Source organism: Streptomyces sp. NPDC007162 (genome assembly GCF_040634175.1).
Taxonomy (GTDB): domain Bacteria; phylum Actinomycetota; class Actinomycetes; order Streptomycetales; family Streptomycetaceae; genus Streptomyces.
This window is the reverse complement of record NZ_JBEYFC010000009.1, coordinates 1-15286: the sequence shown is the minus strand read 5'-3', so window position 1 is coordinate 15286 and position 15286 is coordinate 1. Positions and strand designations below refer to the sequence as shown.

At 70.5% G+C, this 15286-nt stretch carries 16 protein-coding genes and 5 pseudogenes; 13 read left to right on the top strand and 8 right to left on the bottom strand.

Going from position 1 to position 15286, the window contains the following annotated elements:
* Positions 1-103: 103 nt before the first annotated feature.
* The 6 genes and pseudogenes from ABZ646_RS02175 to ABZ646_RS02150 all read left to right on the top strand — a co-directional run.
* Positions 104-1783 (top strand): chloride channel protein, encoded by a 1680-nt coding sequence (locus ABZ646_RS02175; protein WP_360512093.1) that lies wholly within the window; start codon positions 104-106, stop codon positions 1781-1783.
* A 110-nt stretch (positions 1784-1893) separates the two neighbouring features.
* On the top strand, positions 1894-2139 hold the full coding sequence (locus ABZ646_RS02170; RefSeq protein WP_360512016.1) for a hypothetical protein: 246 nt from the start codon (positions 1894-1896) through the stop codon (positions 2137-2139).
* A 130-nt stretch (positions 2140-2269) separates the two neighbouring features.
* A pseudogene (locus tag ABZ646_RS02165) lies at positions 2270-2473 on the top strand (DUF4396 domain-containing protein); the annotation flags it as partial.
* Positions 2474-2549: 76 nt separating this feature from the next.
* On the top strand, positions 2550-2771 hold the full coding sequence (locus tag ABZ646_RS02160; protein ID WP_360512091.1) for a DUF4396 domain-containing protein: 222 nt from the start codon (positions 2550-2552) through the stop codon (positions 2769-2771).
* Between the two features lie 136 nt (positions 2772-2907).
* Positions 2908-3690 carry a DUF4142 domain-containing protein gene (locus ABZ646_RS02155; RefSeq protein WP_360512014.1) on the top strand — a complete coding sequence of 261 codons (783 nt, stop codon included), beginning with the start codon at positions 2908-2910 and terminating at the stop codon, positions 3688-3690.
* A 117-nt stretch (positions 3691-3807) separates the two neighbouring features.
* A pseudogene (locus ABZ646_RS02150) lies at positions 3808-4267 on the top strand (DUF4142 domain-containing protein); the annotation flags it as partial.
* Positions 4268-4472: 205 nt separating this feature from the next.
* Here ABZ646_RS02150 and ABZ646_RS02145 read toward each other — a convergent pair.
* The 3 genes and pseudogenes from ABZ646_RS02145 to ABZ646_RS02135 form a co-directional block, all read right to left on the bottom strand.
* Positions 4473-5012 (bottom strand): MarR family transcriptional regulator, encoded by a 540-nt coding sequence (locus ABZ646_RS02145; RefSeq protein ID WP_360512011.1) that lies wholly within the window; start codon positions 5010-5012, stop codon positions 4473-4475.
* Positions 5013-5046: 34 nt separating this feature from the next.
* Positions 5047-5241, bottom strand: a pseudogene (locus tag ABZ646_RS02140) (hypothetical protein); the annotation flags it as partial.
* 311 nt (positions 5242-5552) lie between these two features.
* Positions 5553-6008 carry a GNAT family N-acetyltransferase gene (locus ABZ646_RS02135; protein ID WP_360512089.1) on the bottom strand — a complete coding sequence of 152 codons (456 nt, stop codon included), beginning with the start codon at positions 6006-6008 and terminating at the stop codon, positions 5553-5555.
* Between the two features lie 435 nt (positions 6009-6443).
* On the opposite strand from ABZ646_RS02135, the gene ABZ646_RS02130 reads away from it, so the two are divergent.
* Positions 6444-8129, top strand: a complete 1686-nt coding sequence (locus tag ABZ646_RS02130; protein ID WP_360512009.1) for a ribonuclease J — start codon at positions 6444-6446, stop codon at positions 8127-8129.
* On the opposite strand, the gene ABZ646_RS02125 is transcribed toward ABZ646_RS02130, so the two are convergent.
* Both ABZ646_RS02125 and ABZ646_RS02120 read right to left on the bottom strand, forming a co-directional pair.
* Complete coding sequence (locus ABZ646_RS02125) at positions 8116-8526, bottom strand: hypothetical protein (RefSeq protein WP_360512007.1); 411 nt, start codon at positions 8524-8526, stop codon at positions 8116-8118. The genes ABZ646_RS02130 and ABZ646_RS02125 overlap by 14 nt on opposite strands.
* A gap of 214 nt (positions 8527-8740) precedes the next feature.
* Positions 8741-8983: a DUF5302 domain-containing protein gene (locus tag ABZ646_RS02120; protein WP_360512087.1), complete on the bottom strand. Its 243-nt coding sequence runs from the start codon at positions 8981-8983 to the stop codon at positions 8741-8743.
* A gap of 196 nt (positions 8984-9179) precedes the next feature.
* On the opposite strand from ABZ646_RS02120, the gene ABZ646_RS02115 reads away from it, so the two are divergent.
* From ABZ646_RS02115 to ABZ646_RS02105, 3 genes are read left to right on the top strand one after another with little or no spacing between them, the layout of a single operon-like run.
* Positions 9180-9860: a TetR/AcrR family transcriptional regulator gene (locus ABZ646_RS02115; protein ID WP_360512004.1), complete on the top strand. Its 681-nt coding sequence runs from the start codon at positions 9180-9182 to the stop codon at positions 9858-9860.
* Positions 9857-10612: an SDR family oxidoreductase gene (locus ABZ646_RS02110; protein ID WP_360512001.1), complete on the top strand. Its 756-nt coding sequence runs from the start codon at positions 9857-9859 to the stop codon at positions 10610-10612. Before ABZ646_RS02115 ends, ABZ646_RS02110 begins: the two co-directional genes overlap by 4 nt.
* 45 nt (positions 10613-10657) lie before the next feature.
* Positions 10658-11527, top strand: a complete 870-nt coding sequence (locus tag ABZ646_RS02105; RefSeq protein WP_360511999.1) for an ABC transporter substrate-binding protein — start codon at positions 10658-10660, stop codon at positions 11525-11527.
* Here ABZ646_RS02105 and ABZ646_RS02100 read toward each other — a convergent pair.
* Positions 11493-11723: a hypothetical protein gene (locus ABZ646_RS02100; protein WP_360512085.1), complete on the bottom strand. Its 231-nt coding sequence runs from the start codon at positions 11721-11723 to the stop codon at positions 11493-11495. The genes ABZ646_RS02105 and ABZ646_RS02100 overlap by 35 nt on opposite strands.
* A gap of 467 nt (positions 11724-12190) precedes the next feature.
* On the opposite strand from ABZ646_RS02100, the gene ABZ646_RS02095 reads away from it, so the two are divergent.
* Complete coding sequence (locus tag ABZ646_RS02095) at positions 12191-12559, top strand: MarR family winged helix-turn-helix transcriptional regulator (protein WP_360511997.1); 369 nt, start codon at positions 12191-12193, stop codon at positions 12557-12559.
* Positions 12560-12587: 28 nt separating this feature from the next.
* Here the strand turns inward: ABZ646_RS02095 and ABZ646_RS02090 are convergent, their stop codons facing one another.
* Positions 12588-14006: a carboxypeptidase regulatory-like domain-containing protein gene (locus tag ABZ646_RS02090; RefSeq protein ID WP_360511995.1), complete on the bottom strand. Its 1419-nt coding sequence runs from the start codon at positions 14004-14006 to the stop codon at positions 12588-12590.
* A gap of 165 nt (positions 14007-14171) precedes the next feature.
* On the opposite strand from ABZ646_RS02090, the gene ABZ646_RS02085 reads away from it, so the two are divergent.
* Positions 14172-14804 (top strand): TetR family transcriptional regulator, encoded by a 633-nt coding sequence (locus ABZ646_RS02085; RefSeq protein ID WP_360511993.1) that lies wholly within the window; start codon positions 14172-14174, stop codon positions 14802-14804.
* Positions 14805-14920: 116 nt separating this feature from the next.
* On the opposite strand, the pseudogene ABZ646_RS02080 reads toward ABZ646_RS02085, so the two are convergent.
* Positions 14921-15189, bottom strand: a pseudogene (locus ABZ646_RS02080) (L-arabinose isomerase); the annotation flags it as partial.
* 2 nt (positions 15190-15191) lie between these two features.
* On the opposite strand from ABZ646_RS02080, the pseudogene ABZ646_RS02075 reads away from it, so the two are divergent.
* Positions 15192-15286: pseudogene (locus ABZ646_RS02075) on the top strand (HAD family phosphatase); the annotation flags it as partial.

Below are 15286 nucleotides of genomic sequence, written 5' to 3'. Positions count from 1 at the left end.
CATACGAGCGGCGACAGGCGGAAAGCACGTGCCCAGCAGTACGACGAGCGGTACCAGACCGGCCCTGGGATTTCCTGCGGTGCGCACCGCGCCCTGGGTGATGATGGCGCTGGCCGTCGCGGTCGGCGCCGGAGCCGGTGCGGGCTCGATCGTCTTCCGCTGGTGCATCAAGACGTTCACCCGCCTCTTCTCCGGTCACGCGGACTACGCGGCCTTTCCCGGCGCGGTCAATCCGCACGTGCCCTGGCTCGGCCCGTACTTCGTGCTTCTCGCGCCAGTAGTGGGCGGCCTGCTCTACGGGCCCCTGATGAATCGGTTCGCCAAGGAGGCGCGCGGACACGGGGTGCCGGAGGTGATGCTGGCCGTCGCCCAGCGCGGCGGGCGGATCAGCCCGAAGGTCGCCGTGGTCAAGACGCTGGCCTCCGCCCTGTGTATCGGCTCGGGCGGTTCGGTCGGCCGCGAGGGCCCGATCGTGCAGATCGGCTCGGCGCTGGGTGCCACCCTCGGCCGCTTGGCGAGGGTGTCCGAGGGCCGGATGAAACTGCTGGTCGCCTGCGGCGCCGCGGGCGGCATCGCGGCCACCTTCAACGCACCGCTCGCCGGGGTGTTCTTCGCCATGGAACTGATCCTGGGCACCTTCGGCGCGGAAGCCTTCGGCGCCACCGTGCTGGCCAGCGTCACCGCGAGTGTCATCGGGCGCGCCGCTTTCGGAAACGTCGCCTTCCTGCGGCTTCCCGGCTTCCGGGTGGACCACCTGGCCCAGTACGGGCTGTTCACCGCGCTCGGGGTGGGGGCCGCGGTGGTCGGTGTGGGGTTCTCCCGGTTCCTGTACCTGATCGAGGACGCCTGCGACTGGCTGTGGCGCGGCCCCGAGTGGCTGCGGCCGGCGGTCGGCGGACTGGCACTGGGACTGGTTCTCCTGCTCCTGCCGCAGATGTACGGCGTCGGTTACCCGGTCCTGCAGAAGGCGACCGAGGGCGGTTACGCGATCGGCTTCCTGCTGCTGTTGCTGGTGGGCAAGATGCTGGCGACGAGCCTGACGATCGGCATCGGCGGCTCCGGCGGCGTCTTCGCACCCAGCCTTTTCATCGGGGCGATGCTCGGTTCCGCGTACGGCACAGCCGTCCACCACCTGCTGCCCGGATCGGCCGGTGCTGTCGGCGCCTACGCGCTGGTCGGCATGGGAGCGGTGTTCGCCGGCGCGGCACGGGCACCGATCACCGCCGTGGTGATCCTCTTCGAGCTCACCGGCGAATACTCGATCATCCTGCCGCTGATGCTGGCGATCGTCCTGGCCACCGCCGCGAGCCGCCTGCTGACCCGGGACACCATCTACACCCTGAAGCTGCGACGGCGGGGCATCGACCTGGAGGGACCCGCCCCCGGTGCGCGGATCGGCAGCCAGCGGGTGGGTGCCGTGATGGAGCCCCTGCCGTCCCCGCTGTCCGCATCGACGACGCTCGCGGACTCCGTGGATCTGCTCCGTCTCTCTGGCCACGGCGCGCTCCCGGTCGTCGACGACGCAGGAGCCTATGTCGGCGTGGTCACCGCCCAGGCGGTGGCCGAGGCCCTCGCCGAACAGCCGGACGACGCACCGACACGGGTCGGACAGCTCGCCGAGGCGCCCCTGCCCGTGGTGGCCGACCAGCCGCTCGCCCACGCCCTGCACACCCTGCTGTCGGCCGCGGGAACCGGCGTACCGGTCCTCGACTCCGAGCAGGGAAAGCCGGTGGGCTGGCTCAGCCACCAGAGTGCGCTGCGCGCAGTGCACACCACGGCCTGAGCCCACGACCGCACGCGGTCCGCCCGGGTCCGGTGACCTCCGCCCTTATTTTGCATTATGCAAAAATGGGTACTGGGGCCCCGAAGGGTGACATCACTCCAGGAGGTGCCATGCACAGCGAGCACACCCGGCATGCCTACTCGTTCGCCTGCCTCGACTGCGGACACGGCTGGGAAGCCACGTACGACATCGACGTGACCGTGGACGACCAGGGGCGGGTCATCGCCACGTACCACCTCGGCGGCAGGGCCGTCCCGTCACCGCTGCAGTCGCCCCGCTGCCCGGCCTGCGAGCGCGGCAAGATACGCATCATGCGGCCGGGACGGGTGGCGACGGCACACCTGTACGAGTCGTGACCGCGATGGAGCCGCATCACCAACCGCCCGGCCGGCTGGAGGCACTGGGCCGGGCCGGTCTGGCGCTCGCCGCCGTGAGCACGCTCGCGATCGCGGCCGACACGGCCCTCCGCGGATACCGACAGCACATGTGGATCATGCATCTGGTCTACCCGATCACGGCCCTGTACTGGGGTCCGGCAGCCCCGTGCGATGGGTGTCCTCGGCCAAGGCCATCAGTCACTGCGGTGCGGGGTGCATCCTCGGCGACATCGTCGGCGAGTGGCTGGTGCGGGCGACCGGCATGACCGTCGCAGGCAAGTCGCTGCACGCCGACTTCCTGATGGACTTCACCCTCGCCTGGCCGCTCGGCATCGGTTTCCAGTACTTCACCATCGCCCCCATGCGCGACATCGGCGTCTGCCCAGGGACTGTGGGCCGCCGTCAAGGCCGACACGTTCTCCATCGTGTCGTTCCAGATCGGCCTGTTCGCAGGCATGTGGGTCTACCAGGAGGCACTCTTCGCGCCCGGACTGGCGAAGACCACAGCCGCGTACTGGCTGCTGATGCAGCTCGCCATGATCATCGGCTGCTTCACGGCCTGGCCCGTCAACAGCCGGCTCGTACGCGCCGGCCGGAAGGAACGGATGTGACCGCGTCCGCCCGAGTCGGCCTCCGTCCGGCACCCAACCTGGATGGCATCATGCAATCTTTACCTAGCGCAAAGGTCTTCTTTCCCTGTCGCCTCCGTACATCCGGACAGCCACACGGTCCGCACCAGGAGGCACCATGCCCATCTCGCGCAACACGATCGGATCCCTCGCCGTCGGCGGGGCACTCGCCGCCACCCTCGCGGCCCTCGTCTACCCGAGCATGCTGGGCATCCAGACCACCTCCTCCAACGCGTCCCGGATCCTCGCGAACACCCAGTGGGGGCCGCTCACCGAGTCCGACCGCAACTTCGTCGTCTTCGTACGCTCCGCCGGACTCTGGGAGGGGCCCTCGGGGGATCTGGCCATGAAGAAGGGGACGACCGCGGCCGTGCGGGAAGCCGGAAGGCACCTGGTCATCGGGCATGCCGCACTCGACGCCAGCTGCCGGAGGATCGCACCCATGCTGAACATCACCATCCCCAACCAACCGACGCCACAGCAGGCGGGCTTTCTGGCGACGTTCCAGTCGGACCAGGGCAAGCAGTTCGACATCGACTTCGCCAACATCCTGCGTGTCACCCACGGCTCGATCTTCAACACCATCGCGAAGGTCCGCTCCACGACCGAGAACACCCTCGTGCGCGCCCTCGCCGACCAGGCCAACGACGTGGTCCTGGACCACATCACACAGATGGAGAAGACCGGACTGGTCAACTACGACCAGGTCAACTTCCAGATAACGACCCCGCCGAAGCTCCCCGCCGCCCAGGTCACCCCGCCCGTGCCGCAGGGGGGCGCACCCCAGGTCGTCCTCACGGTACCTCCCGGGCTGTCGACCGAGGGAGTGCCGACCGGTCCGGCCGTCACCTCGGAGGGCTCCTCGGCGGCGTCCCCGACGCCGTCGCCGACCGCGGGATGACGCGGCCCGACCGACCGCCATATAGCAGCATGCAAGTTTTACCTTGCGCAATGATCGATGGACGCGTCCCCCGCTACCTCTTGGCGAACGCTTTGCTCGCGCCAGGAGGGATCCTGCATGCCCATTGCCCGCAACTCGATCGGAGCCCTCGTCGTCGGCGGGGCGCTCTCCGCCACCTTGGCCGCCCTCGTCTACCCGGCATGCTCGGCGTCCAGACCACGTCCTCCGAGCCGTCCCGGATCATCGCCCACACCCAGTGGGGACGGAGAAGGGCTCGACGGCGGAGATGAAGGAAGCCGGCAAGCACCTGATCGTGGGGCACGCCGGGCTGGACGAGCTGTGCCGCAGGATCGCGCCCATGCTGAACATCACGCTGCCCAACCAGGCGACCCCGCAACAGCAGCAGTTCGTCGCGAACTCGGCGGCGCAGTCCGCCCAGCAGTTCGACTCCACCGCGGCGAACATCATGCGCGTCACCCACGGCCAGATCTTCCCGACCATTGCCAAGATCCGCGCCAGCACCACCAACACCCTGGTGCGTCAGCACGCCGACCTGGCCAACGACACCGTCCTGGACCTCACCCACCCGCCGCACAGCCCCGCGCCCCCACTTCCGGCGCCCGTGCCATGCGACCGCGCGGTCTCAGCCGGACCTGCGCGCAGGCCACGCGCCCCAGAGCGGGTCGCGCGGCCGGTGTTCACAATTCCCTTGCGTTACCGGAAAAGATGTGTCCGAAAACGGGGCCCGGTCGAACGTGCTCTGGGATTCCTACCCGTGCGGGTCACATGTCGTGGACGATCGCCTCGTCCACGACCCAGCCGAGCGGGTGCGGATCCGGATGGTCGGCGGCGGGGGCCGCCGGCGGCTCGCCGCCCGCCCTGTTGAAGGCACCCAGTGCCTCGATCAGCGCGAGCCGCTGCGTGGGACCGAGCCGTGCGACGATCGCCGCAATCTCGGAGCGGCGCCGGGCGGTGACGTACTCGACGGTGCGTCGGCCCTCGTCGGTGAGCTGTAGCAGGGTCTCGCGGCGGTTGTCGGGGTTGGTCTGGCGGTCGGCGAGCCCGGCCGCGATGAGCCGGTCGACCATGCGCATCGCGGTGGACGGCGCAACCTGGAGGAGGTCTGCGAGCACCACCAGCTTGGTGGCCCCTCGGGTGGCGAGCACGACCAGCATCCGGAACTGCGGCAGGGTCACCCGCTCCTCGACCTCGCCGAGGGAACGGGCGGAGACCGCCACCAGCAGGCGGGAGGCGGTCAGCACCGCCCTGGTGACCGCGTCGACATCGTCCATGGCCCCCGATGGGGTCTCGTGCTCCGGCATAGGTCCTTTTTACCGTGCCGAAGTCGGCGCTCCCTCACGCGATGGGAACAGATTTTCCTTCCACGTGACCGTGGTACCGCAGGAGCAGCATCGCGGCGTCGTCATCGAGCGGCCCGTCGGCATGTCTGACCAGGTCTTCCCGCGGAACTTCCAGGGCCTGGTCCGCTTCGGGCTCCTTGAGCAGGCCGGCCCGGTCACCGAGGGGACAGAAGGAGCCCTGGGCGTCCCGGCAACGACCCCATCAAGTCAAGGCCGAAGAAGCACTTCACGTCATCCCGCAGAAGATCGCTCACCCCGCCATGCTGCCCGGGTCGCCGACCCGACGCACCCCGTTTCCCTTGACCGAGGACATACGGGCACCCCCGCGGCCCAGGATGCCTTGAACTGGGCTTTCATGCCCGCGCTGGACTGGCGTAGACGTCCCTGGACGGTCTCTACAACCTGTGCCAGGTGGTGCCCAGTGAGGGACCAGGTGGAAGACCTCTCGGGCCGCAAGCAGGTGAAGACGATGCGGTGGAGCGTGGCGCCGGCCTGACCGCGTCATTCCGAAGGAATGCGAAACTCGAATTCGGGACGGTCCCACGGCACGACGGGCGGGTTCGCGAACGCGGTCCCCGTCCGCACCGCACCGACGCGGTGGTAGAAGCCCTCGGCCGGAACGTGCGACACGACCTTGACACGGTCGAGCCCTGCGGCACGCGCCTCGGACTGCATATGCGCCACGAGCAGCCGTCCGATACCCCGTCCTTGCGCGTCGTCGGCGACGAACAGCAGGTCGAGCTCCGGTGGAACGAGGACGAGCGAGTAGAACCCGAGGACACGGCCTCCGTGCTCGTCGGCGCCGACGGCGACAAAGGCGCGGTGGGCCTCGATGTAATCAGGACCGACCCGGTAGCCCGCGACGGCGGCTGCGTACTTACCCGCGTAGGCGCCTGAGCCACGCACGAGCCGCGTGAGCCTTTTGGCATCCCGTGCGAGGGCCCTCCGTATCGTGATCGGCTGTCTGACCGGGGAAGACGTGAACCCATCGGGAGAGTATTTCGCACCGGGGAACGCGTTCCTGCGGCGGGTCGGCCGCTCGCGCGGGCGTGCCTGCGCCGTTCCTGGACCCGAACCGCTGCGGACAAGCCGGAGAACGAATTGGTCGACGGCTGCTCTCCCTGGGCCTGCCGTGGCAGAGCGCCGGTACGGGATGAGGTCGGGGATGGCCTCGTGAGACGGATCGTCCCCGGCCCGTTCGCCTGCCCCGGCGGCCCGGCATTCCGGCCTCGCCTCTTCCCGACCACAACGGAACGCGCAGGTCGACATCACGTTCGGCCCTCGATGCCGACCTGAGCGCCAGTACGTCTTCGGCGGCAGATCGTATCGAGCGCTCGTTGGATCACACACGCGATGGATCACGCTGTCCCGATCTCCGGGTACCGTCAGGTTATGAGTCATCCGCACCCCGACCTGAAAGCCGCGCCTCCCCTCTCCGAAGGAGGGCTGCGGGTCACTGCCCTGGGCGGCCTGGGTGAGATCGGCCGCAACATGACCGTCTTCGAGCACGCGGGCAAGCTGCTCATCGTCGACTGCGGCGTGCTGTTCCCCGAGGAGACCCAGCCCGGGGTGGACGTGATCCTGCCGGACTTCACCTCGATCCGGGACCGGCTGGACGACATCGTGGCCGTGGTCCTCACCCACGGCCACGAGGACCACATCGGCGGCGTGCCGTACCTGCTGCGCGAGCGGTCCGACATTCCCGTCGTCGGCTCCAAGCTGACGCTGGCGTTCCTGGAGGCCAAGCTCAAGGAACACGGAATCCGGCCGCGCACGGTGCGGGTGCGGGAGGGCGACCGGCGTGGCTTCGGGCCCTTCGACTGCGAGTTCGTGGCGGTCAACCACTCCATCCCCGACAGCCTCGCGGTCGCGATCCGCACCCGGGCCGGGATGGTGCTGCACACCGGCGACTTCAAGATGGACCAGTTCCCTCTCGACGACCGCATCACCGATCTGCGCGCCTTCGCCCGCCTCGGCGAGGAGGGCGTGGACCTGTTCCTCACCGACTCCACCAACGCCGAAGTACCCGGCTTCACCACCTCCGAGCGAGAGCTGAACCCGGCGATCGAGCAGGTGATGCGCACCGCGCCGCGCCGGGTCATCGTCTCCAGCTTCGCCAGCCACGTGCACCGCATCCAGCAGGTCCTGGACGCCGCCCACCAGCACGGCCGCAAGGTCGCCTTCGTCGGCCGGTCGATGGTCCGCAACATGGGCATCGCCCGTGACCTGGGCTATCTGAAGGTCCCCTCCGGTCTGGTCGTGAGCACGAAAGAGCTGGAGAAGCTCCCGGACCACAAGATCACGCTCGTGTGCACCGGCTCCCAGGGCGAACCCATGGCCGCGCTGTCACGCATGGCCACCCGCGACCACCAGATCCGCATCGGCGAGGGCGACACCGTCCTGCTCGCCAGCTCCCTCATCCCCGGCAACGAGAACGCCATCTACCGGGTGATCAACGGACTCACCCGGTGGGGCGCCCACGTGGTCCACAAGGGCAACGCCAAGGTGCACGTCTCCGGGCACGCCAGCGCCGGCGAACTCGTCTACTGCTACAACATCGTCAAACCCCGCAACGTCATGCCCGTGCACGGCGAATGGCGCCACCTGCGGGCCAACGCCGACCTGGCCATCCGTACCGGTGTCGACCCCGAACGGGTCGTCATCGCCGAGGACGGCGTCGTCGTCGACCTGGTGGACGGGCGCGCGTCCATCACCGGCAAGGTCCCCGCCGGCAACGTCTACGTGGACGGCATGGAAGTCGGCGGCGCCACCGAGGCGTCCCTCAAGGACCGCCTCGCCCTCGCCGCCGAAGGCGTGGTCACGGTGGTGGCGATCGTCGACGCGGACACCGGCGCCCTCGCCGAGGCCCCCGACTTCCTGGCCCGCGGCTTCGTCCACGACGACACCACCTTCGAGCCGGTCATCCCCGTCATCGAGAAGACCCTGGCCACCGCGGCCGAAGAAGGCGTCGGAGACGCCCGCCAACTCGAACAACTCGTCGCCCGCGCCGTGGCGAACTGGGCGTTCCGCACCTATCGCCGCAAGCCCCTCATCATCCCCGTCATCATCGACGCCTGAGCCCCAGCCCGTCGGCATGGTTCCCGGTTCCGGCCGTGCCCCGCCCGCATCGAGGTCGGGCACGCCGGGACCGGTCCATGGCGAAGCCGCCGGGCTCGACGAGGCGGATCCCCTCGCCGCGGGCGGCCGACAGGTCCGCGAGGAAGTCGGTGTTGCGGGCGACGGCCATGTCGCCGCGTTCCAGGGCCGCCTGCGCGAACTCGCGGCCGAAGCCGCGGGAGGAGCCGGTGACGCAGCGACGGTGTACCCCGCCCAGAGGGTGCACCGGATCGCACAGCGTCCACTCGGGGCAGGGCGGCACCTGCACGTCGCCGGTGGGCACGAAGGCGACCGCTGCCGGGAACGCGACCGACTGTGCGCCGATCAGCCGCAGCAGGGCGGAGAACGGAAGGGGCACGCCACCTGCGCGGCACCGGCCGCGTGCCCTCGGACCAGGCAGTTCCCTCGTCTCGGAATTCCCGTTCCGCGGTGTCACCGACCCGAGCCAGTCGCATCGGGCCGTCCCCCTGGCGAGTCCGCCGGTTACGCCCCGCCCGCGACGCGCGCACGGGCATGCGCACCTCGCGGGCCACTGCACGGGAGGCATGCGTCAGATCGCGGGACTCATCGACTCAGCCGCCGCTCTTGCGCCTGAACGACCGCTGGCTCGCAGCCGGGCCGTGCGCCAAACGCACCTTCGACGCATCTGACTTGGCGGCAACATCAGCGGCGTCCGCCTGCGCACCGCGCTTGCGCGCCAGCGCTTCGCGGAACTTGCGCTTGAGGTCGTAGTTGCCCTCGCTGTCCGGCTCCAGAGGGGACATCTCCGGGGCTGCCGGCTCCGAACCTTCCGTAGATACGGGCTCTGCGGTCATGGTGACCTCCTGGGTTCGGGGAATGGGCAAGCACAGCTTGTCATGCTGGGCGCAGTGCGAGGCGCCGACGACGTCGTCCTGCTCCGTTTCGGCGGGTATCCCTCTCGTACGAGGAACCCGGCAGGGCCCGAAGAGGACGGCTTCGATCACCCAGGGACGTTTGACAGCGGGGAGGCGTGGATCCACGATGGAAACCATGGAAACTGATGTAGTTTCGAAAGTTTCCGACGGTGACGAGCGGCGTGCCGATGTGATCGTGGAGGTGGCCGGCCGACTGTTCTTCGCGCCGGGCGCGCCCATGAGCATGGACGAACTCGCTCGTGAGCTCGGGATGAGCAAGAAGACGATCTACCGCCACTTCCCGGACAAGCGCAGCCTGCTGGCCGCGGTGCTGGACCGGCGGTTCTCGGCGGTCGAGGAGACGCTGGCGGCGGCCGCCGACAGCGCGGAAGGGCAGCCGTTCGACGTACGGGTCCGGCGGTTCCTGGTCGCCGCGGGCACCGAACTCGGCCGGATCGGCGCCGCTCAGCTCGCCACCGGACGTGGCGGCGACGCGATGCTGCGGCAGTACGTGGAGCAGCGCGTGGACACGGTGATCTATCGGCGCATCGACGAGCTGTTCCGGCACGGGCACCGGCAGGGGCTGCTCCAGGCACCTCCCGAACTGCTCGGTGAGATCACCCGCGGGGCGCTGGAGCGGCTGTTCACCTCCCGCCTCCCGCACGAGACGGACCGGACCGCAGCCGAGCTGCTGCGGGCCACCGTCGACACCGTGCTCTACGGGGCGGTCCGCCCCACCCGCGCGGGTGGCGGCGCCGAACCGCTCGGGGCGGTCATTCCGGCAGCCCGTGACGACGGCGAGGAGGTGAGCCCATGACCGGGAAGGCCGGCAGGGTGGCCCTGGTGACCGGAGCAGGCAGCGGAATCGGCGCGGCCACCGCGCGCGTCCTGGCCGAACGGGACATGCGCGTGGTGGTCAACTACCTCAGCAACACCAAGGCTGCCGAGGAGGTCGTGGCCGGCATCGAGGCGGCCGGCGGCCAGGCCATGGCCGTACGGGCCGACGTCCGCGAGGTCGACGCCGTCGGGAACATGGTCGAGCAGGTGCGGGCGGCATGGGGCGGCGTCGATGTGCTGGTGCACAACGCGCTCATCCCCTACGCCGTCAGGTCGTTCCAGGACATGACGTGGGAGGAACTGGGCGGCAAACTCGACGCGGAGATGCGCGCCGCGTTCGCCGTCACCAAGGCCGTCCTGCCGCACATGACCGCACAGGGCTGGGGACGCGTCGTCTACCTCGGTACCGGCCTCAGCCGTCGGCCGCGGGCCGGCATGATCGCACTGGGCACGTCCAAGGCCGCGCTGGAGCAGTTCGCCAGGTACCTCGCGCAGGAACTCGGTCCGCGGGGCATCACGGTCAACATCGTGTCGCCCGGACCGGTGGAGTCCCGGACCGCCGACGACGTGCTGGACGACGCGACGAGGCAGCGGCAGGTGGCCGCCACTCCCCTGGGCCGCCTGGCACACCCGGCCGACGTCGCCCGAGCCGTCGCCTTCTACGCCGACGAGGACAGCGCGTTCATGACCGGCACGACGGCCGCGGTCAACGGCGGTATGGCCATGTACTGACACCTCGCGACCCGGCCAAGGACACGTATTCAAGGACATGTATTCATGGACACGATCGATCTCGCCTACGTCGGGCGCGGCCTGCACGAGGAACTGGTCGCCTACATCGCCGACCAGGAGGACTACTACGCCGATGAAGGCGTCCATGTGGCGCTGCGCGACGGCTGTGCCTGGGACGAGGAGCGGCTGCGCGGCGGCGCCAGCATCGGGCTCGGCCGGGCCCTGCTGTCCCGGCTGACCGGCGGCACGCCCTGGGTCGCGCTCACCGTCAACACGCACCGCCCGCTGTTCTGGTTCCTCGCCCGGCCCGGCCTGGACTCCCTGTCCGATCTGGCGGGCCGGCGGCTGGCGGTGCACGCCCCGGGCACCGCCCCGGGGTGTTTCGCCCGGATCGTGCTGCGCGGGGCCGGCCTCGATCCGGACCGTGACATCCGGACGGTCGTCCGGGCTCCTGGCGACTACGGCATGGACCTGCGCCGGCTCCGCGCCGACGAGATCGACGCCGCACTGGTCGGCAGCACCATGGCGCCGGAGGCGGTGGCCGCCGAACACGGGTGGCGGGTACTGGCCTGGGTGGGCGACCACTTCCGGATCCCCACCGTGGGCCTGGCGGTCGACACCAGCCGCACCGACCCCGACGACCCGGCGGTCCAGGCCGTCCTGCGAGCGCACCGGCGGGCCCTGAAGGTGATCCACGAGGACCCCGACACCACCGTGCGGCACATGCACACGTTCCTCGGTGGCCACACACCGGACGAGGTCAGGGCCCACTACGACACCTTCATCGCACCGCACTACACCACCGACGGCCAGGTGGACCTCGCGGTCGGGGAGGCCGCGATCAGCGCGGTCGCCGCCGAACTCGGCGTGCCGCCCACCGTCACCGCGGCCGGGTTCTACCGCACCGCGCCCTAGCCGCACCGCCCGCGGCTCCCCCACCCGCGCCGTCAACGGGCTGCGGAACCAGGGCCGTTCGTGGTGCGGAAGCGCGCCCGGTAGGCACCGGGGGTGACGCCCAGGTGCGGGTGAAGGCCCGGCGCAGCGACTCCGGCGAGCCGAAGCCCGTGCGCCGGGCCACGACGGCCATGGGGTCGTCGCTCCCCTCCAGCATCGCCTGGGCGGCTTCCATCCGGACCTGCTCGACGTAGCGGGCCGGGGTCGTGCAGGTAACGCTGCCGCTGCTCGTCCACCACCCAGGTGTTGAGTCCGAAGTCCAGTCCGTGAAACACCGTTCGGGCAGTGTCCGATTGCGAGGCCATGGCGCGGAACGCCTTCTTCCTTGTGTGAGCCGTCCGGTCCCGGCGCGGTCCTCGTCCGGCTCCCGTTCCAGAGCCCGGGCTGTGCGACCGCGTCGCCTTGTCGACGCTAGCTCCGGGAGGGGAAGGGGACGCACGGCCTTCTATGCCACATCGGCCTCATATCCGGACATCCGCCGCCGCGGCGCCGACGTGTCCTGAGACGACGTGTCCCGATCCGAGGGCTTCGTGTCCGCCCGGCGCGCCATCGGCCTCGCCGAGGACCCGGTTGTGAACGGTGGCCGCGACGTCGCGACCGCAGGACCCGGCCTGGGGAGGACACATGACCGACCACGTCCCGGCGGACACACCGGGGCAGGCGCCGCCCGTCCTGTGGAGCCTGGGCCTGCTGCACGGCGAGTCGCGCGCCGCGCACGGCCTGTCGCTTCACGACTGTCTCATCCTCGGCGCCCTGGCCGGGGCCGGGAGCCGGCCCGTACCCGTGACGCGGCTGACGGCGTTCCTCCAGGAGTCGGGGACCCGGATGTCCTCGCTCCTGAAGAGCCTTCAGGCAGCCGGGCTGATCGAACGCAATCGCCGGTCCGACGACCGCAGGACGGTCGAGGTGGAGCTGACCGAGGCAGGACGCACCAGGTTCGCCGACGCCGAGCGGACCGCGCGGATGCGGCTGGCCCGGCAGCTGCCCTGGTGACCGCTGCGGAGGGGACCGTCCGGCCGTGTCACGACCGGGCATCGACCGCCTGCGCGGGCTTGGCATGGCGCCCTTGCGGCCTGCCGCGCCGGGCGAAGTCCGCCCTGGCGGTCGTCCCGGTCCGCACGAGCGTCTGATGCACCACCGGATGCAGGGCGGTCGCCGAAACCACGACGCTGAGGCGTCCCTCGGAGAGACCGGTGACGGCGTACTCACCCGTCCCGTCGGTCACGCTGCGCGCCAGCTGACGCCCCCGTCCGTCGATGACGGTCACGGCCGCACCGCGGACCGGACGGCCCTCCTCGTCCTGGACCCGCCCGGAGAGGACGGGCACCGGCTCGCCGAAATGATGAGCGTGCACCGGGAGCCCGGCAGGCCTGCGCGTCTCCAGCGCCGGATCCTCGACCGGCGGGCCGTCCGCGACCCCGGTCTCCTCGTCGCCCGCGCCGGTCTCGTCGCCCGCCGTCGCCGGGGCGCCGGACCTGCGCGTGCGCAACCAGAGGTCGAGACCCAGCAGGGCGACTCCGGCCGCGAACCAGGCACAGAGCACGAGGACCGGCTCGGCGACCCCGGCCCCGTCGAAGTAGAGGACGCCCCGCAGTGCGTCGATCCCGTTGGCGAGCGGCATCACGCGGTGCACGTCCTGGAAGAACGGCGGCAGCATCGCGGCGGGCACGGCGCCACCGCTGGTCGGCACGCTCAGGACGATGAACAGCCCCATGGCCACGGCCGGGAAGAACTGGCGGACGAACGGGGCGAGACCCAGCGCGGCCGTCGCCACCGCCGTGGTGAGCAGGAAGGAGACCGCCATGGCCGCGGGTTCGTCGGGTATGTAGCCCAGTCCGAGACCGGCGTAGAACCCGATGGCGCTGTACCCGGCGGCGACGCCGGCCACGGTGAGGAGCTTCTTGCGCCGGTTGAAGGTCACCGCGCGCAGCAGCGTGGTCGCCAGCACATACGCGGGGACGCTCCACGCCAGAGCGAAGTACAGCAGGGTGGTGCCCAGCTCGTCCTGCTTCTCGGTGGGCGCCACATCAGTGACGGTCAGGTGCCGGTGGCTCTCCGCCGTGACCCGGGTGAACACCTGGGTGAGCGTCTGCTCCAGGGAGGCGCCGTTGGCCTTGGCCACGTACAGGACGGGGTGCCGCCGGTCCTGGACGAAACCCGCCACCGCGTCCCGGCCGAGCACCGCCTGCCGTGCTGCGCGCCGGTCGGCGACCGCGGTGACGTCGAACCCGCCGGGCACCTTGGTGCCGAGCGCGTCGCCGACCCGCTCGGCCACCGCGGAGCCGGCCACCGCCACCTTCACATGGTGCGGCTTCGGCGCGTGCAGCGCGGGGGCGAAGACGAACAGCATGCCCAGGAACAGGCACACCGGGAACCACAGCGCCTCGGCCAGGGCCATGACCACGGACCGGCCCTTCGATCGTTCCGCACGTTGCGCCACGAGTGCTCCGTTCACCTGAGGGCGGCCGGAACGGACCTCGCCCGGCAGGTGGCCCGGGGGCCCGCCGTAGAGTAAACTTGCAGCACTGCATTTTTGCAATGACGCACTCATCACATGTGCGGGTGGCTGCCGGTGGCTGCCGGTCCGTGGAGGGAGGACGAGCGGATGGCGAGCGACCGCCCCGGCGGACTGCGGGAGCGCAAGAAGCGAGCGACGCACCGGGCACTGCAGAGTTCCGCACTGGCCCTCTTCCGTCTGCACGGCCCGGAGGCCGTCACCGTGGAGAGCATCTGCGCCGACGCCGACGTCTCCCCGCGCACCTTCTTCAACTACTTCTCCAGCAAGGACGAGGCCGCCTTCATGCTGGAGGAGGGGACACCCGCGCTGATCGAGGAACGGATCACGGCCCGTCCCCCGCAGGAGACACCGGTGGAGGCGATCACGGCGGTCTTCGTCGGGCGCCTGAGCGAACTCGCCACCGGCAGCATCTGGCTGGAACGGGTGCTCCTGGTGCGCGAACGTCCGGAACTCCTGCCCCGGATCACCTTGACCAACCGCGCCGTGGAGGACGCGGTGACCAGGGCGGTGGCGACCCGCACCGGTCTGCCGCAGAGCCACCTGCACGTGCGCACGACCGCTGCCGCCGTCTTCGCGACCCTCCAGGCCGCCATCAGCTGCTGGCAGCCGGACTCCGGACCCGACGTGGTCACCCTGGTGACGGAGGCCGTGGACCTGCTGAGCCGAGGACTGCCCGCTCCCCGAGGACCGGTTGACCGGGGCGACAGTGGTGCTCTCTGAGGAGACGCGGATCCCGCAAGCTGCCGCCGATCAGCCGGTGGTGCTCGAGGCTGATGCGGCTCGGCTCGGCGCGGCCGCGCCGTGCCAGGCGGCGATCCCGGTGCCGTTCGGCGGTGCAGCGGCTCGCTGGGCGCTATGACGTCCACCGCGTTGGCGGTGAGGCGGACACGGCGGGGCCTTCGGCCGCGTCGAAGACGAGACGGACCGGGTCTTCGCGGCCACCGATGGAGAGCGGGTGGATCTCGCAGCTGGGGCGGGCGGCGGCCACCGAGGGGCAGACCTCCAGCATGTGGGCGCCCAGGACACCCGGGGTGCCGGGGCCGAGGTGGTAGGTGTAGTCCTCCATGAAGCTGGTGCCGCCGGGCAGCCCCCGGCCCAAGGCCTTATGTCCTGACCGTGCTGGGCCCGCAGCACTTCACCCTGTCCATCGCAGGCGACGAGGTCTCGCGCACCAAGCCCTACCCGGACCCCTACCTCCTCGC